Origin of the sequence: Lysobacter sp. 2RAF19, from assembly GCF_052115395.1 — a bacterium.
Taxonomy (GTDB): Bacteria; Pseudomonadota; Gammaproteobacteria; order Xanthomonadales; family Xanthomonadaceae; genus Noviluteimonas.
This window is the reverse complement of the sequence record NZ_JBFRGO010000002.1, coordinates 302,722-321,253: the sequence shown is the minus strand read 5'-3', so window position 1 is coordinate 321,253 and position 18,532 is coordinate 302,722. Positions and strand designations below refer to the sequence as shown.

Below are 18,532 nucleotides of genomic sequence, written 5' to 3'. Positions count from 1 at the left end.
CGCCGCCGCGATGTCGCGAACCCTGGTTGCCGTGTTGTGCGTGCTGGCCCTGAGTGCTTGTTCCAAGCCCGAAAAGCCCGAGACCGAACGCCCGCCGGCCCCGCAGGCGGCGGCGAGCCAGCCCGATCCGGACACCTGGAACGACGCGAGCAAGCGCGAGAAGCCCGCGACCGAACTCAGCGACGCGATCCAGCGGCCGATCAACAAGGCCAAGTCGGCCGAAGCCACGACCCTCGAGGCGGCCGACGCGCAACGCGCGTCCATCGATGCGCAGGAGCAGGGCGATGCCCCGCCGCCGTCGGATCAGTAACCGACGCGCGCGTCGCGCCTGACGCGCATCAGAGTTCGCAGAAGCAGTACGCCAGCGCCTTCACCGGCGCGCCCGGGCGGCGCTGGAGCGCGGCGTCGAGGAAGCGCAGGTCCGCATCCATCTGCGGCACGCTGCGCGCGACGATCGCGCGCGCCACGCCTTGCGCGAAACCCGAGTCGCGCATCATCGTCGCGCCCGCGCGGCTGGAAACGAAGCCGGCGAAGAAGCGTTCGAACGGCGTGGCTTCGCGTTCGATGTAATGCACGTTGTAGGCGTCGGGCTTGCCGAGTTTCGCGCGCGCCGCCGCATCGGCGACCGCCGCCTGCAGCCCGCCGAAGTCGTCGACCAGGCCGCGTTCGCGCGCCTGCGCGCCGGTCCACACGCGGCCGCGTGCGATGGCGTCGATCTCGTCCACCGAACGCTTGCGCGCCTGCGCAACGCGGCCGGTGAAATCGCGATAGCCCTTGTCGATCACCGACTGCACGATGTCGCCGACGGCCGGATCCAGTTGGCGCGTGATGTCGAACGCACCGGCGAAGCGCGTGGTGCCCACGCCGTCGGTGTGCACGCCGATCTTGTCCAGCGCGCGCGGCAGCGTCGGGATCACGCCGAAGATGCCGATCGAACCGGTGATGGTCGAGGGATCGGCATAGATGCGATCGGCGTTCATCGAGATCCAGTAGCCGCCCGATGCGGCGAGGTCGCCCATCGAGACGACGACGGGTTTGCCGGCGGCTTTCAGCGCGACGACTTCGCGGCGGATCTGTTCGGAAGCGAAGACTTCACCGCCGGGCGAATCCACGCGCAGCACGACGGCCTTGACGTGATCGTCGTCGCGCGCTTCGCGCAACAGCGCGGCGGTGGACACGCCACCAATCTTGCCCGGCGGCTTCTCGCCGCCTTCGATTTCGCCTTCGGCGACGACGACGGCGACTTGCGGACGCAGGTCGGTCGCCGGCAGCGTGGTGTCGATGTGGCGCAGGTAGGTCTCGAACGAGACCTGGCGGAAACCGCCTTCGGCATCGGCGTCGGCGACGCCGCGCTCGGTGAGCAGGCGATCGACTTCTTCTTCGGTCTTCAGGCCGTCGACGAGTTTTTGTTGCAACGCATAGCGACCCAGGTCGCCGCGCGCGGCGGCGAGGCCTTCGGGCAGGGTGTCGATGCCGGCGGCGAGCTGCTGCGCGGACAGGTCGCGCGCCTTGGCGACGTCGCCGAGGTAGCGTTGCCACACATCGTTCATCCAGTACAGGTCGGCTTCCTTCGCCTGCGGCGAGGCGGCGTCGAGCACGTAGGGCTCGGCGGCCGATTTGTATTCGCCGACCTTGAACAGGTGCACGTCGACGCCGAGCTTGTCCTGCAAACCTTCGCGGTAGTACTGGCGATAACGGTCGAGGCCTTCGAGCACCAGGCCGCCCATCGGATCCAGGTACACCTCGTTGGCCTGCGCGGCGAGCAGGTACTGCTCCTGCATGAAGCTTTCGCCGAACGCGACGACCTGCTTGCCCGACGCGCGCACCTTCGCCAGCGCCGCGGCCAGTTCGCGCAGCGATGCATAGCCGGTGGGTTGCAGGCGATCGAAGCGCACGAAGACGCGTTCGATGCGCTTGTCGTTCGCCGCGGCGTCGAGCGCGCGCAACAGGTCGCGCAACTGCACTTCCTCGTTGCCGCCATCGCCCATCGCCTTGGACAGCGCGCGGCTGGCGATGTCGGTGCTGTACTGCTCGACCAGGCGGCCTTCCGGCGCGATCACCAGCGTCGTGCGGTCGTTCAGTGGCGCCAGCGAGCCGCCGGAGAAGGCGAACATCAGGAACAGGATCAGCAGCGCGAAGAACACCAGGTTGAACACCAGGCGCCGCGTGAAGTTCATGGCGTCCCAGATGCCCACGATGGCGCGGGCGATGGGGCCACGACGGCTGGGTTCGTTCATTGCGGTGAAGCTCCTGGAAGGGGGTGCGCCGGGGCCGGGGCCCGGAGAATGCGACAGGTTAGCGGCAGGCGTGTGTGGACTTCATGCGCCGTCGGTCATGGCGACGATTCGCTTGCCGTGCCTGCGTTCATGGGGACACGGCGCGATGAGCGCAAGAAGCGCGTGGACAACAGGACGGCGGCGGTCGTGAGGCCGACGATCAGGCCCACCCACATCCCTTGCGGCCCCCAACGCAGCCCGAGCCCCAGGCCCGCGCCGAGCGGCATGCCGACCCCCCAATAGGCGAGCGCGGCGAGCAGCATCGGGCGGCGCGTGTCGCGCAGGCCGCGCAAGGCGCCGGCGGAGAGCACCTGCACGCCGTCGGGGAACTGGAAGGCGGCCGCATACAACAGCAGCGTCGCCGCCAGCGTGGCCACCGTCGTGTCCGCGGTGTAGAGCCCGGCGAGCGCGTGGTTGCCGAACAACAGCAGCAGGCCCGACACCGCCTGCGTGGCGAACATCAGCACGAAGCCGGCGAAGGCCGCACGGCGCAGGCCCCCGCGATCGCCCCGGCCGAGCGCATGGCCGACGCGGACCGTCGTCGCCTCGGCCAGTCCGAAGGGAATCATGAAGCACAGGCTCGCGACGTTGATCGCGATCTGGTGCGCGGCCACTTCCACGCCGCCGAGCCGCCCGATGAGCAACGCGGTCACGATGAACAAGCTGCCTTCCATCATCACGGTCACGCCGATGGGCAGGCCGGTGGCGAGCAGGTCGCGCAGGTCGCGCCAGCGCGGTGGTTCGAACTTCGCGAACAGGCGCAGCGGTTCGAAGCGTTTCGAACGCCGCAGATACAACGCGAACGCGATCGCCTGCGCCCACATCATCGCCGCCGACGCCAGCCCGAGCCCGCCGGCGCCGAGTTCAGGCAATCCGCCCACGCCCCAGGTGAGCGAATAGCCCAGTGGCACGAGGACGACCAGGCCGCCGAAGCCGAGCACCATCGTCGGCAGCGTCCAATGCAGGCCATCGCTGAGATAGCGCATGCACAGGTACAGCGTCAGCGCCGGCACGCCCCAGCGGATGCCATGCAGGAATGCGATCGCCCCGGGGCGGATCTCGGGCGCGATGCCCATCGGTTCCAGCGCGATGGTCACCACGCTCAGGAACGCGAACAACACCACGCCGAGCATCGCCGCCAACCACAGCGCCTGGCGGAACAGGGGCGCGATCTCGTCGCGACGCCCGGCACCATCCAGCTGCGAGACCGCGGGCGGAAAGGCCATCAGCGTCCCCATCGGCACCATCATCGGCAGCCAGAACAAGGCCGTGCCCACGGCGACGGCCGCGAGCGTGCGCGTGCCGTGGTGGCCGGCGATCACGCTGTCGACGAAGCCGATCAGGCCGGTCGACAGGTGGCCGAGGACGAGGGGCGCGGCGAGGGTTGCGCTGGTGCGCAGTTCCCGCGCGAACGGAGGCTGGGGGGACATCGCAAGGGCTTGATCGGGAAGGGGCGCGGGGATTTGAAGGGCGCCGCGTACTATCTTAGCCGCCAGACGGGGAGCCTCATGGGCAGTCAGATGACGAACACCAGCGCCGCCGCGCCGCCCAGGCCGACGTGCCAGAACTGCGGGGTTCCGCTGCTGGGCGAGCATTGCCACGCCTGCGGCCAGCCCGTGAAGGGCCTGGTGCGTCACTTCAGCAGCATCATGGGCGACCTGCTGGACACGGTCTTCAACATCGACGCGCGCGTGTTCCGCACGCTGGGGCCGCTGTTCACCAAGCCCGGTTGCCTGTCGCTGGAATATTTCGCGGGCCACCGCGTCCGCTACGTCAGCCCGGTGCGGCTGTTCGTGTTCCTGAGCATCGTGACGTTCTTCGTCGCGCAACTGTCGGTCGACTTCAGCGGCATGAAGGTGGGCTTCGACGGCGGCGGCGACCAGGAGATCGCGAAGGCGACCACCGTCGCGCAGGTCAACGCGCGCCGCGACGGGGCGGTGCGCGAACTCGAAAAGGCGCGGAAAGAAACCGCCGACACGCCGGGCGTGAGCGTGGGCCTGGATGCGGCGAAGACCGCGATCAACAAGCAGGCCGACCGCCGCATCGCGATGCTGGAAGCCGCCTCCAAGGCCGGTCGCCCGCCGCCGCCTCCGGGCGTGACCTCACCCGACAGCGACGAGGCCGACGACGACATCTCCTTCAACGGCAAGCCCTGGGATCCGGTCAAGAACCCCGTTCACTTCGATTGGCTGCCCGCCCCCGCCAATCGGAAACTCAACGAAATGGCCGGCCATTTCCGCGACAATGTGCGCCGAGGCGAGAAGGACCCCAACCTCATCAAGGATGCGGTGCTGAGCACCGTGCCCACGGCGCTGATCGTGATGCTGCCGTTGTTCGCGTTGATGTTGAAGATCGCCTACGCCTTCAAGCGCAGGCTGTACATGGAACACCTGATCGTCGCCCTGCACAGCCATGCGTTCCTCTGCCTGGCCTTGCTGGTGATGTTCGGGCTGATGGCGCTCCAGGATTCGCTCGGCGCCGTCGCTTCCCCGTTCCACTCGCTCATCAAGCTGGGCGAGGTGGGGCTGGGGATCTGGATGCCGCTGTACCTGCTCATCATGCAAAAACGTGTCTACGGTCAAGGCTGGATCATGACCCTGTTGAAATACTGCGTGCTGGGCCTTTGTTATTCCGTCCTGCTCAGCATCGGTGCCGCGTTCACCATGCTGGCGGGCCTTGTCTGGATGTGAAATGGTCGTTTACGAAGTCAACCTGGAATTCGACGTGGCGATCGCCGCGCCCTACCGCGAGTGGCTCGCCGCGCACGTGCAGGAATTGCTCGCGCTCCCCGGCTTCCTTTCGGCGCAGGTGCACGATGTCGTCGATCCCCTACCCACCGCAGGCCGCCAGGGCTTGTGCGTGCGTTACATGGTGAGCGACCTGGGCGCGCTCGAAACCTACCAGCGCGAACACGCGCCGCGCCTGCGCGCCGAAGGGCTGTCGCGCTTCGGCGAGGAAGGCGTGCGTTATCGGCGCCGCATCCTGCGGGACGTGGTGCTCTAACCGAAGCGTTACTGCGCCAGGCGCACCTGCAACCACGCGGTGCGCTGCGCATCGGCGGTCGACAACAAGGCTTGCACCAGGGCCGCGCGGTCCTGCGGCGGCACGCGTTGCGCGAGCACCGACAGGTCGGCGCGCTGCGCGCTGTCCATCCTGCGCAACAAACGCAACATCGGCGCGTGCTGCGCTTCGGGCAGTTGCGCGAGCAGGGCGTGCAACTTCGGGTAGTCGCCGCCGATCGCCGGGCCCAGCAGCCATCCGCGCTGCGCGATCGGATCGAGCGCATCGAATTGCGCGCGCAGCGCCGCCTGTTGCTCCGGCGTGCGATGCGCGAAGGCCTGCACGGCGCTTTCGATCGCCTCGGCCGACACCGGATCCAGCGCGCGCCACGCTGCGTAACGTTCGCGCAGGCGCACCCGCGTCGGCCAGGGCTGCGCATCCCATTGCGCCGCGCGTTGTTGGAAGTCACGGCGCTGCGTCGGCGAGAAGGCTTGCCACAGCGACGCTTGGTCGCGCAGGTCCTGCTGCAGCGGTGCGGGGACGCGTGCGATCGCCGAGCTCGTCGATTCGGGCAACGTGATGCTGCGCGGGATCGGCAACGGCGTCGTGTGCGGCGGTGCGACGAATGCCGGCGCCGGTTCGGCGAGCGCTGCGGCCGGCACGACGGCCGGCTCGGGCTTCGCCGGCGCGGACGCATCGGCGGCCGGCTGCACCGCGAGCGTCGCGGCATACCAGGCGAAGAAGGGAAATTCGTCGGCGCGGCGCACGCCGTCGGGATCGGCGATCACGAGGAAATCGCGATGCGTCCACGCCGCGAGGTCCGCGTCGTAACGCGCGATGGGTTCGTCGGCGGGCGGCAAGGTGGCGCTGCGAACGAGCTCGCCGCGGAAGGGCAAGGCGTCGAACCACTGCGGGCGCAACAAGACGATCGCGCCGATGCCGGCCGCGAGCGCAACGAGGGCGCCGATCGCGAACCTGCGCGCCGCTGGCGCGCGCGCGGGCTTCGGTTGCGGTGTTGGCGCCGCCGGCATCGCGCGGGGCGCCTGCGGCGGCGCATGCAGCCGCGCGAGACGTTCGGGCGACATGCCTTCGGTGGCTGCGCGTACGTCGGCCACCCACGCCTGCCAGGCGTCGCGATCGGGCGTGCCGTCTTCGCGATAGGGCACCGCGCGTTGCAGTGCTTCGCGATACGCGTCGGCCGAAACGCCGAGCGCGGCCGCCGCGTCGTCCATCTCCAGCGCGGCCACCAGGCGCAAGAGCAGCGCCGCGCGCGGCCCGTTGCCCAGCGACGCAAGCGACGACCAGGTCGCCGGCCATGCAGCATCGGCCGCGGGGCGGCGCAGGTCGGGCGCGGCGAGCAACATCGACCAGAAGGCGACCGGCCAGGTCGCCATCGGCGAATCCGGCGCGATCCGCGTGAAGGCGCGCAAGGCGGCGGCGACGGCCGCATCGCCGCGATCGGCCGATCCGCACTGCAGGGCTGCGAACACCGCGGCGCGGCGTTCGACCCCGCGCAGGAAGGCCGCCGGCGCACCCGTCGCCGTGCTGCCGGGTGACGACGTGCTGGTCATTCGTGCGGCGTACTCATCGGCTCGGATGATAGCCACGCAGCGCCCACGAATGCGATTCGCAGCGCGCGTTAAAAATGTCTTGACGAACGGTCAACGCGCCGCTCCTCCAAGCCCCGCGCGGCTTTCGTCGAAAACGGTTGTGCACAGCGATAACAGGAACGTCACATTGGCGCGTCGCGGGGTGCGGCGCGGCCGTGTTGCAAGTTGGTTTCACGCCCAAGCCGTTGTTTTTGCAGGCTTCTTGTGGGATGGCACTTTTTTCACCATCGTAGAGTTAATTCGCATTTTTTGCCTTGCCCAGTGCTTTGAAATCGCGCCATGCACAGATTTATCCACAGATCGTGTGGATAAGGACGAAAGGCGTTACGTGCCAATCACTTGCATGACTTACGTCACGAACACGGAAACAATTTCCGGCAAACCGATGGTGGGATTGCGGGACACCTCGGGAGACGCATTCATGTCGCTTGCTGCGCGCGCTTAGACTGCACGCGATGTCCTCCGACGACACCGTCCTGCGTGTGGCCTTGCCCGTGCCGCTGGCTCGACTGTTCGACTATCGCGCGCCCGATGGCGCGAGCGTCGACAGCGTGCAGGTGGGCGCGCGCGTGCGCGTACCCTTCGGTCCGCGCGAACTCATCGGTGTGGTCGCCGGTGTCGGGCCGATCGATGCGGACGCGCGCGAAACCAAGTCGGCGTTGGCCGTGCTCGACGATGCGCCCTTGCTCCACGGCGAACTGCTCGACTCGCTACGCTGGTTGTCGCGCTATGCGCACGCGCCGCTCGGCGAAGTGCTCGCCACCGCGCTGCCCGCGGCCTTGCGCCAGGGTGGGCCGCTGCCCGACACCGATGAGATCATGTGGCGCGTGGTCGCGGGCGCCTCGCTCGACAAGCTCAAGCGCGACGCGATGCCACATCGCCTGGCGACGCTGCTGGCCCAACGCGATCGGAGCGAAGACGAACTCGACGATGCCCTGCCGGGCTGGCGCACCGCTGCACGCGCGCTGGCGGGCAAAGGCCTGGCCGAATCGATTCGCACCACGCCTGCGCGCGACGCGGTCGGCGGCGCGCCGGGGCCGTCGCTCAACGACGAACAACGCCTCGCCGTCGACGCGATCCAGGCGCAGGCCGGTTTCGGCGCGCTGTTGCTCGAAGGAGTGACCGGCAGCGGCAAGACCGAGGTGTATCTGCAGGCGATCGCCGACTGTCTCGCGCGCGGTCGGCAGGCGCTCGTGCTCGTTCCGGAAATCGGATTGACGCCGCAGACGCTCGCGCGATTCCGCGCGCGGCTCGGCATCGACGTGCACGCGCTCCACTCGGGCCTCAACGACACGGCGCGTGCGCGCGTCTGGGCCGCCGCTTCGCGCGGGGAAGCGCGCGTGATCGTGGGCACGCGCTCGGCGGTGTTCATTCCGCTGCCCGAGGCGGGCCTGATCGTCGTCGACGAAGAGCACGACGGCAGTTACAAACAGCAGGACGGCATCCGCTATCACGCGCGCGATTTCGCGCTGGTCCGCGGCAAGGCGCTCGGCGTGCCCGTGGTCCTCGGCAGCGCGACGCCGTCGCTGGAAACGCTCCACAACGCACAGGCGGGCCGTTACACGCACCTGCGGCTTTCCAAACGCGCCGGCGATGCGAAACCTCCGAGCGTGCGCGTGCTCGACGTGCGCAAGCGCGCGCTCGACGCAGGTCTTTCCACGGAGTTGCTGGCGAAGATCCGTGCGAGCGTCGAATCCGGCGGCCAGGTCCTGGTCTTCCGCAATCGCCGCGGCTATGCGCCGGTACTGCTGTGCCACGACTGCGGCTGGAGCGCGGCGTGCAAACGCTGCAGCACGCCCGATCAACCGCGCCCGATGACGGTGCATGCCGGTGGTCGCCGGCTGCAATGTCATCACTGCGGCGCGCGCCAGCCCTCGCCGATGGCCTGCCCGGATTGCGGCGGCCTGGCCTTGCAACCGCAGGGCGTGGGCACCGAGCGCCTGGAGGAGCGCCTCGTCGAGTTGTTCCCCGACGTGCCCGTGTTGCGCGTGGATCGCGGCAGCACGCGCAAGCGCGATGCATTGGAGTCGCTGTTGGCGCAACTCGGCGATCGTCCCGGGATCCTCGTGGGCACGCAGATGCTCGCCAAGGGCCACGATCTACCGAACCTCACGCTCGTCGCGGTGGTGGGCATCGACGAAGGCCTGTTCTCCGCGGATTTCCGCGCTGGCGAAAAACTCGCGCAGCTGCTGATCCAGGTCGCCGGGCGCGCGGGGCGTGCGCATCGCGCCGGCGAGGTGTGGTTGCAGACCCACCATCCGACGCATCCGCTGTTGCAGACCTTGATCGCGGGCGGGTATCGCGCGTTCGCCGATGCCGAACTCGCCGAGCGCGAAGCCGCGGGCTTCCCGCCGTTCGCGCATTTGGCGCTGTTGCGTGCCGAAGCGAAATCCGCCGATCCGAATACGCGCTTCCTCGCGTTGGCGAAAGCGTGCATCGAGGATGCTCGCATCACCGGCGTCGAGGTGTTCGGCCCCCTGCCGGCGCCGATGCCGCGGCGTGCGGGGTTCCAGCGCGCGCAATTGCTCGTGTCGGCGCCGCAGCGGCGTGCGCTGCACGCGGCGCTCGACGCCGCGTTGCCGGCGCTGCGCGATGCACCGGAGGGCAAGCGCGTGCGTTGGTCGCTCGACGTGGATCCGGTCGACCTCTACTGATCGGCCCACGCTTGCGCCAGAATGCGCGCAACGACGGGAACAGCAGGACGCGATGGCCGACGTGCCGCATGTCGTGATCGTGGGAGGCGGCTTCGCCGGCCTGTGGGCGACGCGTGCGCTGGCGAGCGCGCCGGTCCGCGTCACGCTGCTGGATCGCGGCAACCATCACCTGTTCCAACCCTTGCTCTACCAGGTGGCCACCGCCGGCCTGTCCGCGCCCGACATCGCCGCGCCGCTGCGCCACATCCTGCGCGGGCAGCGCAACGTCACTGTGTTGATGGGCGAAGCGGTGGGCATCGACAAGGCTGCGCGCAGCGTGCAACTCGCCAACGGCACGTCGCTTGCGTACGACACGCTGCTCGTGTGCACGGGCGCGACGCACGCGTATTTCGGCCACGACGAATGGGCGCCGCACGCGCCCGGCCTGAAGACGCTCGACGACGCGCTCGCGATCCGCCGCCGCATCCTCACCGCCTTCGAACGCGCCGAAGCCGAAACCGACCCCGCGCGGCGGACGGCATTGCTCACCTTCGCCGTCGTCGGCGGCGGCCCGACGGGCGTGGAAATGGCAGGCACGCTTGCGGAAATCGCGCGCCACACGCTGCGCAAGGAATTCCGCAACATCGATCCGGGCAACGCGCGCGTGATGTTGCTGGAAGCGGGACCGCGCGTCCTTGCCACGTTCCCCGAACAACTATCGGCGAAGGCGGCGCGTTCGCTCGCGCGCCTGGGCGTGGATGTGCGAACGGGGGTTCCGGTCTCGCGCATCGATGCATCGGGCTTCGTCCTCGGCGACGAACGCATCGATGCGCACACGGTGTTGTGGGCCGCGGGCGTGGCGGCCTCGCCGCTCGCGCGCACGCTCGAGGTGCCGCTGGATCGCGCGGGGCGCGTGTCGGTCGAACCGGACCTCACCTTGCCCGGCCATCCGGAGATCTTCGTCGCAGGCGACCTGGCGACGGTGAAGTGGGGCGAACGCCTGGTCCCCGGCGTCGCACCGGCGGCCAAGCAGATGGGCAGTTACGTCGCGCGCGTGATCCGCGCGCGATTGGCGAACGAACCCGCGCCGCCGGCCTTCGGCTACAAGGACTACGGCAACCTCGCCACGATCGGCCGCCGCGCCGCCGTCGTCGACCTGCACGGCTTCCGCTTTTCAGGCTACTTCGCGTGGGCGTTCTGGCTGATCGCGCACGTGTTCTTCCTGATCGGTTTCCGCAACCGCGTGGTCGTGCTGCTCGATTGGGCGGTGGCGTACTGGACCTACCAGCGCAACGCGCGGATCGTGCTCGGGCGCGAGCAGGAATGAAGATGCGCAAATGAAAAACGGCGCCTGCGGGGCGCCGTTTTTCTGCCATCGATGCAAGCCGCGTCAAGCGGTGAACAAGGCCCGCATCTTCTTCAGCGCATTCGCTTCGACCTGGCGGATGCGCTCGGCCGACACGCCGTATTCGTCGGCCAGTTCCTGCAGCGTCACCTTGCTGTCGGGATCCAGCCAGCGACGCTTGACGATGTCGCGCGAGCGCGCATCCAGGCGCGACATGCCTTCGCGCAGCAATTCGAGCTGGTTGTCTTCGCTGTCGGCGCGCTCGTAGGCCATCGACGGGTCTTCGTCGTTCGCCATCAGATAGGACACGGGCGCCGGCGGCATGTGATCTTCGTCGCCGCTGTCGCTCGGTGCATCGAAGCCGATGTCGCGACCGGACAGGCGCGACTCCATTTCCATCACTTCGCGCTCGGAGACTTTGAGGTCGGCTGCGACGGCGCGCACTTCCTCGGCATTCATCCAGCCCAGGCGCGTCTTGCTCTTGCGCAGGTTGAAGAACAACTTGCGCTGCGCCTTGGTCGTGGCGACCTTGACGATGCGCCAGTTCTTCAGGATGTACTCGTGCATCTCGGCGCGGATCCAATGCACCGCGAAGCTCACCAGGCGGACGCCGACCGCGGGGTCGAAACGCTTCACCGCCTTCATCAGGCCGATGTTGCCTTCCTGGATCAGATCGCCGATCTGCAGGCCGTAACCGTTGTAGCCGCGCGCGACGTGCACGACGAAGCGCAGGTGCGACAGCACGAGCTGGCGGGCCGCATCGAGGTCTTCGCCGTCGCGGAAGCGGTGCGCGAGTGCCTGCTCTTCTTCGACGCTGAGGACGGGGATCTGGTGCACCGCGCCGATGTACGCGTCCAGCGAACCCAGCGCACTGGGGATCGGGAGGTTGTTCGCGACGAGGGCGGTGGAAATCGGGTTCTGGGTCATGGCAGGGATTCTAGCAATGGCCTTCTTGGATACAACGGGGTAGGAAAAGTTCGCAGTGTTGCATTCATGCAACAAACGCCGGTCCTGGGCCGGTACGCCGCGGACCTTCGTATGCCACACCGGGTGTCGGCGATCCGTCAGGCCGGCAGGCCCGCGATCGCCCGGAAACTCCCCTTCACACGGATTGGGGACTCTTTTGCGGGCCACAAGGGTCCAAGGCCAACGAAAAAGGGAGTGCGCACGCGTGGACCGGGCTGCTTCGAAAAAGTTCCTGAACTCGCCGGTTCTGTATTCAGGAAGCGTTCGTAACGAAATTGTAAGGATTGCCGCCGCTGAGCTTCCCGACCAACAAGGGAAGCAGGCACATCCCCCAATGATCGTTGGAGTTTTCGCATGAAGCGTTCCTTCCTCCTCCTGGCCGTCCTCGCGGCCGCGCCGTTCGCCGCCTCGGCCGCCGATGGCGTTTCCTGGAACTACGTCCAGGGTGGCTACGTCGCCACCGACCCGAATCACTCCGGCCTCGACGCCGACGGCTTCGGCCTCGACGGCTCGGTCGCCATCCACGACAACTTCCACCTCTTCGGCGGTTGGCAGAACCAGGACTTCAAGGACGTCAACGGCGACTTCGACCAGTACCGTTTCGGCATCGGCTACAACCACACCATCGCGCCGAAGATCGACCTGGTCACGCGCGTGGCCTACGAGAAGCTCGATGCGGGCGCGAACCTCGACGTCGACGGCTACAGCACCGAAGTAGGCGTGCGCGGCGCGGCGAACGACATGTTCGAAGGCTACGCGATGGCCGGTTGGGAAGACTTCGAACGCATGGACGGCGACTTCTACGGCAAGGTCGGCGCGCAGGTGAAGTTCAACCAGAACTGGGGCCTGGCCGGCGACATCAAGTTCGTCGAAGGCGGCGACAAGCAGTACTTCATCGGCCCGCGCTTCACCTGGTAAACCGCAGCACAGGATTCGCGCTGCAGTCTCCCCCTCCTCCAGCAGCGCGATGCGAAGCCCGGCGAAAGCCGGGCTTCTTTTTTGCGCGCCCGCTTCCGGTCACTCCCCCAAGAGTCATCTACGAGACGCGTTGCCGTTTTGTTACGGTGCGCGCCGCCGCCGGGGAGGCGGCGTTTTATTTCAACCAAGGCTGGGGAACAAATGAAGAAGCAGCTTCTCGCGGCGGCCGTGCTGGCCTTCGCATCGTTCGGCGCGTGCGCGCAGGACATCACGCCGACCAACCTGACGTCGGTGTCGTGGACCTACGTCGAAGTGGGCGCGGCCCGTACTTCGCTCGACGATTCCGGCTTTTCGATGGATTTCGACGGCTGGAACGTGCGCGGCTCGGTCGACATCGCCGATGAGTACCACGTGTTCGGCGGGTTCCAGGAGACGAAGAACAACGAATTCGTCGACTTCGACCTGAAGGAAGCGCAGCTCGGCATCGGCTGGCATCCGAAGATCTCGGCCAACGCCAACGCCGTGGTCGAACTGAGCTGGATCCGCCAGGACCTGTCGGCCGACTTCCTGGGCGTGGACGTCGACGACGAGCAGGACAATCTCTATCGCGTGTCGGCGGGCCTGCGTGGCGCGCTCGGCGAACACTTCGTGGGCACCCTGAAGGCCAATTACACCGACTCCAACGATTGGCAGACCGACGGCGAGTTCGGTGGCACGGTGGGCGCGGAAGTGCGCTTCAACCACACGTGGTCGCTCGTGGGCGAAGCCGACGTCAGCGAACACCAGGAGCACTATTCGGTGGGCGTGCGCGCGTCGTTCTGATCGCAACGCACCCGAAGAAAAAAGCCCGGATCGTCCGGGCTTTTTTTTCGCCTGCGCTCAGCGGAAGAGCGCCTGGGGATACTCGGGTTTCTGGTCGCGCGCGAGCAGCCGCTGCAAGCCTTCGGCCGGCGTGATGTCGCCATGCAGGACGGCCTGCACGGCCGCGGAAATCGGAAGCTCGATGCCATGGCGATCGGCCTGGCGCATCACTTCGTCGGCGGTCTGGATCGACTCGACCACCTGCCCGATTTCGCGCACCGCATCGTCGAGTTTCTGCCCGCGCCCGAGCGCGAGGCCCAGGCGCCGATTGCGCGACAGATCGCCGGTGCAGGTGAGCACCAGATCGCCCAGGCCCGCCAGGCCCATCAGCGTTTCGGCCTTGCCGCCGATCGCCGCGTTGAGGCGCAGCATTTCGTTGAGGCCGCGCGTGATCATGCCGGCGCGCGCGTTGAGGCCGAGCTGCATGCCGTCGGCCACGCCAGTCGCGACGGCGAGGACGTTCTTCATCGCACCACCGAGTTCGGCGCCGAGCATGTCGTTGCCGGTATAGGCGCGGAACGCCGGTCCGTGCAGCACTTGCGCGACCTGCTGCGTGAACGCGGGCGAGTCGCCATGCACCGTCAGCGCAGTGGGCAAACCCTGCGCGACTTCCTTCGCGAACGACGGGCCGGTGACGACCGCGAGCGGCACGTCGTCGCCGAGCACTTCGGCCGCGACTTCATGCAGGAAACGCCCCGAGCCCGGTTCGAACCCCTTCGTCGCCCACGCCACGCCCGCATGCATGGGGCGATGCGGCGCGAGCGCGCGCAAGGTTTGCGCGAATGCGTGCGAAGGCACGACGACGAGCACCAGGTCGCATCCGGCGAGGGATGCGGCCATGTCGTGCGTCGCGCGCAGCGATGCCGGGAGTTGCACGCCCGGCAGGTAGCGGGTGTTCTCGTGCGATGCGTTCAGCGCATCGATCGCCGCGGCATCGCGGCCCCAGAGCACGGTGTCGTGCCCGTGGCGCGCGATCAGCGCGGCGAGCGCGGTGCCCCAGGACCCCGCGCCGAGGACGGCGACCGACAACCGACTGTCAGATGCGTCGCTGCCCATGGGCGGTCAGGCGTTGCCGACCGTCTCCGTGCCGCCGAGGTCGGATCCCGAACCGATCTGGGCCGCGCGCTGGCGCAGGTTTTCCGCATACAGGCCTTCGAAGTTGATCGGCTGCATGAAGAACGGCGGGAAACCGCCCGACTGGATCAGGTGGCTCACGCTGGCGGCGGCATAGGGATAGAGCAGGTTCGGGCACTGCGTGCCGAGCATCGCGTCGATGCCGGCGTCTTCGAAGCCCGCCAGCGTGAACACGCCGGCCTGCTGCACTTCGGCCAGGTACGCGGTCTTGCCCGCGATGTTGCAGGTCAGCGTGATGCCGAGGACCACTTCGAAAGCGGACTCGCTCAGGCGCTGCACTTTCTGGTTGAGGTTCATCTGCAGCTCGGGCGCGCCGGCTTCGTTGAACACCTGCGGGGCGCCGGGCGCCTCGAACGAGACGTCCTTGACGTAGATCTTCTCGACCGTGAAGGAAGCGCCGGCCTGCGGCTGCTGCGTGGTCTCTTCGGACATCGTTGTTGCTCCGGCAAATGCTGCGAAAAAGAGGGCGATTATGGCATGCGGCCCGCGGTCGTTCCGGGGGCTGCCGCCTCAGGAATGGGGACTCAGCGGCCCTTTACCAGCGGCAGCTCGGCCTGCTGCCAGGCGGCGATGCCGCCGTCCAGCCAGTAGACGTGTTCGAAGCCGGCCTTCTTCAGGCGCTTGGCGGCACCTTCGGAGGCCTGGCCCGTGCGGCACACGGCGACCACCGGCAGCGACTTGGCGTTGGCCAGCACCTTGTTGTCGGGGTCGAACTGGCTGAACACCACGTTCTTGCTGCCGGGGATGTGGCCCTTCTCGAAATCGTTGATCGCCGAGAAATCCACGACCAGCGCGTTCTCGCGGTTGATCAGGTTGGTCAGCGCGGCCGGGCGCAGGGCCTTGAACGGGCGGAACAGGCGCGCGATCTCGGTGTAGCCCAGCGCGAGGGTGATGCCCACCAGGGCGATCACATAGAAGATGTGGCGTTGGGCGAAATCGAGCAGTTCGGCGTAATTCACTTCGGTTCTGCGGGTGGCGAGCGGGCGGGGATTGTCGCCCGCGCCGCCCCTCCGCGCAAAAGGGCCGCCGATCAGTCCTGCCAGAGGTCCGGCAGGCCGACCACCAGCCACCACTGCTTGGCCACCGGGTCGAAATGCCAATGCTCGGTGTAGCGCGTCTGCCGCTGGGTGAGGTTGTGGCGGTTCACCACGTCGATCTCGATTTCGCGCAGCACGTCGCCGTCGGGCAGCGTCTGCGTGGCGAGGTCGCGATACCCGGCGATCTGGATCTGCTTGTAGCGCTCCAGCTCCACGTCGCTCAGCGGGTGCTCTTCGCGGTACTTCGGGTCCACCAGCGTCCACGCGCCTTCGAAGTCGCCCCAGCGGATGGCGGCCGAATACGCATAAGTTTGCGTGTCCAGCTTGTTGGTGTCGCCCTTCGACGACGCGCAACCGGCGAGCGCAAGCACGCACAGGCACAGCCCCAGCCACATGGACCACAAGGTCATCTTCCGCATGTCGTTGTCCCCGGTCGCGACAACCGCATCCTAGCCTTTCCGGAAGGCGACGAACCGCGCGGTGAAGGTCGCCGCATCGCCGCCCTCGGGAAGCGGGACGCGCGCCACGAGTTCGGCGCGCGCGCGGCCGCGTTCGGCGAGGGTGGCGAGGAAGGCGTGCCAATCCACGTCGGGCCCGGCCTGCGCCTGCGCTTCCAGGTCCGCATACAGCGGCGCGAGGTAACGCACCTGGCAGTCGGCGATGTAGACCTCGGCCTCCATGCCCGCGCCCTGGATGTGCAGCGACACCACGCCCCAGGCCGCGAGTGTCATCAGCGAGGAGAGGCTGCCGCCGAATGCGCAGCCCTTGTCGTTGATGTTGCGCGACAACGGCGCGCGCAGCACCAGCGCCTGTCCGTCGTAGCCGACGATCGACACGTCCATCGCGGCGACCGGCGGCATGCCGCGGTAGTGGGCGTCGAGGTGGGACAGAAGGTGTTCGTGCGACATCGGGAGACAACCTGCGATTGCGGGGCGGCGCGACACGCCGCAAGCTGCGCGCATGCGCGAGGCGGCAAGTCCACGACCGGCGGCATGGTACGTCATCTCCCTGCGCCCGCTGGGGCAGCACGGCGCCGTGCGCCGCGCGGCCGCGCGCGCGGGCATGGGATGCGTCGCGCTGTCGACGATGCGCATCGTTTCGAACGACGACGCGCACTCGCGTCGTCGATTGCGCGACGCCCTCGCCGCGCCGCGCGTGGTGTTCACCAGCCCGAATGCCGTGCGTTGCGCGGCGGCGATGACGCCGCTGCGTCGCAAGCGCACGCAACACTTCTTCGCGATCGGTGCGGGTACCGCGGCGGCCTTGCGTCGCGCGGGCATCGCCGATGTCCAGGTGCCTGCGCGCGCAGACAGCGAGGCCTTGCTCGCGATGGATGCGCTGCAGGACATCGACGGCCTGCGCGTGGGCCTGGTCACCGCACCGGGTGGGCGCGACCGGATCGAACCGGGGCTGCGCAAGCGCGGCGCACAGGTCGTGCGCGCCGATGTTTATGCACGACAAGCCCAGCCGCCCACGCCACGCGCCTTCGCCGCCCTGCGCGCCGCGCGCGGCCGGTGGGCGATCGCAGTGAGCAGCGGCGAAGCGCTGCAGACCCTGATGGACCACGCGCCCGCCGACCTGGCGCCGAAACTCCGCGCCGCGCGCGTGCTCGCCGGCAGCGCGCGCCTGGCCGACGAAGCGCGCGCACTCGGCTTCCGCGACCTGCGCCTGGCGGCCGGCGCCCGCCCAGCCGATCTGGTCGCCGCGCGTGATGGCCGTCCACGACGCGGCATCCGGTAGCATCGTCCGCACCTCTTCGCGACACCTCCAGGCCGTGCTCGATACCGACCCCCCGCCCGAACCGCCGGTCCGTCGTTCCCGCGCGCCCCTCGCGTGGCTCGTCGTGTTGCTGCTCGTGCTGGGCGGCGCATGGGCGTGGCACGCCTGGAATACGCGCGCAAAGAATGAGCGCGCCGCTGCCGACGATGCCTCGCAACGCCTGGCCGCCGTCGAAGACCGCCTCGCGACGCTGCGCAGCGAGCAACGCGCCCAACAGCAACGCCTGCAGCAAGCCGAAGCGACGAACCGCGTGCTGCGCGACGAATTGCTGGGCCTCGGCCAGCGTGCAGCCTTGCTCGAGGACAGCGTGTCGAAGCTCGCCGATCCCGATCGCCACGGTGCGCAAGCGATCCGTCTGGACGAAGTCGAGATGCTGCTCTCAATGGCGCAGCATCGTTTACAGCTCGCCTCGGATCTCGACGGCGCGCGGCGCGCGTATGCGCTTGCGGCGGGCATGCTCGACGGCATCGACGATCCGGCTTACCTGAGCCTGCGCCAGACGCTCGCGCAGGAACGCGGCACGCTCGATGCGAAAGGCGTCGATCCGGTGCACGAGGCCTCCGCAAAACTCACCGTTTTCGAATCCGCGCTCGCCCGCCTGCCGGCGGCGCAAGCACTTCCCGACGCCGGCGACCAACCCTGGTGGCGGCGCGTCGCCTCCAAGCTGGTCGACGTGCAGCCCTCCGATCGCGCGCAGTTGCGCGCGGCGAGCGACCGCTCGGCGGCGATGGAAGCGCTCGGCATCGAACTCACGCTGGCGCGCGCCGCCCTGGAGCGGCGCGATGTCGAGGCCTGGCGGGCGTCGCTGGTCCGCGCCGATGCGTGGCTGCCGCGCCTGTGGCCGGATTCACCGGCGCTGCGCGCGCAACGGGCGATGCTGCGCGGGTTACGCGCGCAACCCTTGGCGATCGCCTCGCCGGTCGTGGGCACGACGCTCGCGCAATTGCGCTCGATGCGGGCGCGCTGACAGGAG

General features: G+C 68.4%; 18 protein-coding genes. 9 read left to right on the top strand and 9 right to left on the bottom strand.

The genetic code is table 11. The annotated features are described in order from the left end of the window. The first annotated feature begins 10 nt into the window (after positions 1 to 10). Positions 11 to 310 (top strand): hypothetical protein, encoded by a 300-nt coding sequence (locus AB4059_RS08310; protein WP_498978411.1) that lies wholly within the window; start codon positions 11 to 13, stop codon positions 308 to 310. Between the two features lie 28 nt (positions 311 to 338). Here AB4059_RS08310 and sppA read toward each other — a convergent pair whose 3' ends face one another. Next, positions 339 to 2,237 carry a signal peptide peptidase SppA gene (gene sppA / locus AB4059_RS08305; protein ID WP_498978409.1) on the bottom strand — a complete coding sequence of 633 codons (1,899 nt, stop codon included), beginning with the start codon at positions 2,235 to 2,237 and terminating at the stop codon, positions 339 to 341. A gap of 95 nt (positions 2,238 to 2,332) precedes the next feature. After that, on the bottom strand, positions 2,333 to 3,706 hold the full coding sequence (locus AB4059_RS08300) for an MATE family efflux transporter (RefSeq protein WP_498978407.1): 1,374 nt from the start codon (positions 3,704 to 3,706) through the stop codon (positions 2,333 to 2,335). Positions 3,707 to 3,796: 90 nt separating this feature from the next. Between AB4059_RS08300 and AB4059_RS08295 the strand changes: the two genes are divergently transcribed. Further along, positions 3,797 to 4,966 (top strand): DUF3667 domain-containing protein, encoded by a 1,170-nt coding sequence (locus AB4059_RS08295; protein ID WP_498978405.1) that lies wholly within the window; start codon positions 3,797 to 3,799, stop codon positions 4,964 to 4,966. A 1-nt stretch (position 4,967) separates the two neighbouring features. Then, complete coding sequence (locus AB4059_RS08290) at positions 4,968 to 5,279, top strand: DUF4286 family protein (RefSeq protein WP_498978403.1); 312 nt, start codon at positions 4,968 to 4,970, stop codon at positions 5,277 to 5,279. An 8-nt stretch (positions 5,280 to 5,287) separates the two neighbouring features. Here AB4059_RS08290 and AB4059_RS08285 read toward each other — a convergent pair whose 3' ends face one another. Continuing rightward, positions 5,288 to 6,847 carry a DUF3106 domain-containing protein gene (locus AB4059_RS08285; protein ID WP_498978401.1) on the bottom strand — a complete coding sequence of 520 codons (1,560 nt, stop codon included), beginning with the start codon at positions 6,845 to 6,847 and terminating at the stop codon, positions 5,288 to 5,290. A 494-nt stretch (positions 6,848 to 7,341) separates the two neighbouring features. Here AB4059_RS08285 and AB4059_RS08280 point away from each other — a divergent pair, with 494 nt between their 5' ends. Then, positions 7,342 to 9,540 carry a primosomal protein N' gene (locus AB4059_RS08280; RefSeq protein ID WP_498978399.1) on the top strand — a complete coding sequence of 733 codons (2,199 nt, stop codon included), beginning with the start codon at positions 7,342 to 7,344 and terminating at the stop codon, positions 9,538 to 9,540. Positions 9,541 to 9,592: 52 nt separating this feature from the next. Continuing rightward, entirely contained in the window at positions 9,593 to 10,846 is a 1,254-nt protein-coding gene (locus tag AB4059_RS08275; RefSeq protein ID WP_498978397.1) for an NAD(P)/FAD-dependent oxidoreductase, read from the top strand. A gap of 63 nt (positions 10,847 to 10,909) precedes the next feature. Here the strand turns inward: AB4059_RS08275 and rpoH are convergent, their stop codons facing one another. Next, positions 10,910 to 11,791 carry an RNA polymerase sigma factor RpoH gene (gene rpoH / locus AB4059_RS08270; RefSeq protein WP_498959509.1) on the bottom strand — a complete coding sequence of 294 codons (882 nt, stop codon included), beginning with the start codon at positions 11,789 to 11,791 and terminating at the stop codon, positions 10,910 to 10,912. 393 nt (positions 11,792 to 12,184) lie between these two features. On the opposite strand from rpoH, the gene AB4059_RS08265 reads away from it, so the two are divergent. Together AB4059_RS08265 and AB4059_RS08260 are read left to right on the top strand one after the other, a co-directional pair. Beyond that, on the top strand, positions 12,185 to 12,748 hold the full coding sequence (locus AB4059_RS08265) for an outer membrane beta-barrel protein (protein WP_498978395.1): 564 nt from the start codon (positions 12,185 to 12,187) through the stop codon (positions 12,746 to 12,748). Positions 12,749 to 12,949: 201 nt separating this feature from the next. Further along, positions 12,950 to 13,570 carry a hypothetical protein gene (locus AB4059_RS08260; RefSeq protein WP_498978393.1) on the top strand — a complete coding sequence of 207 codons (621 nt, stop codon included), beginning with the start codon at positions 12,950 to 12,952 and terminating at the stop codon, positions 13,568 to 13,570. Between the two features lie 57 nt (positions 13,571 to 13,627). Here the strand turns inward: AB4059_RS08260 and AB4059_RS08255 are convergent, their stop codons facing one another. The 5 genes from AB4059_RS08255 to AB4059_RS08235 form a co-directional block, all read right to left on the bottom strand. Continuing rightward, positions 13,628 to 14,665, bottom strand: a complete 1,038-nt coding sequence (locus AB4059_RS08255) for an NAD(P)H-dependent glycerol-3-phosphate dehydrogenase (protein WP_498978391.1) — start codon at positions 14,663 to 14,665, stop codon at positions 13,628 to 13,630. 6 nt (positions 14,666 to 14,671) lie between these two features. Continuing rightward, entirely contained in the window at positions 14,672 to 15,175 is a 504-nt protein-coding gene (gene secB, locus AB4059_RS08250) for a protein-export chaperone SecB (protein WP_498978389.1), read from the bottom strand. Positions 15,176 to 15,267: 92 nt separating this feature from the next. Next, on the bottom strand, positions 15,268 to 15,702 hold the full coding sequence (locus AB4059_RS08245; protein ID WP_498959499.1) for a rhodanese-like domain-containing protein: 435 nt from the start codon (positions 15,700 to 15,702) through the stop codon (positions 15,268 to 15,270). A 71-nt stretch (positions 15,703 to 15,773) separates the two neighbouring features. Beyond that, positions 15,774 to 16,190, bottom strand: a complete 417-nt coding sequence (locus tag AB4059_RS08240) for a hypothetical protein (RefSeq protein ID WP_498978387.1) — start codon at positions 16,188 to 16,190, stop codon at positions 15,774 to 15,776. Between the two features lie 39 nt (positions 16,191 to 16,229). Beyond that, on the bottom strand, positions 16,230 to 16,688 hold the full coding sequence (locus AB4059_RS08235; protein ID WP_498978385.1) for a YiiD C-terminal domain-containing protein: 459 nt from the start codon (positions 16,686 to 16,688) through the stop codon (positions 16,230 to 16,232). A 52-nt stretch (positions 16,689 to 16,740) separates the two neighbouring features. Between AB4059_RS08235 and AB4059_RS08230 the strand changes: the two genes are divergently transcribed. Beyond that, complete coding sequence (locus AB4059_RS08230) at positions 16,741 to 17,520, top strand: uroporphyrinogen-III synthase (protein WP_498978383.1); 780 nt, start codon at positions 16,741 to 16,743, stop codon at positions 17,518 to 17,520. Next, positions 17,492 to 18,526, top strand: coding sequence for a uroporphyrinogen-III C-methyltransferase (locus AB4059_RS08225; protein ID WP_498978381.1), 1,035 nt, complete (start codon positions 17,492 to 17,494; stop codon positions 18,524 to 18,526). The genes AB4059_RS08230 and AB4059_RS08225 overlap by 29 nt, the downstream gene beginning before the upstream one ends. Positions 18,527 to 18,532 lie beyond the last annotated feature (6 nt).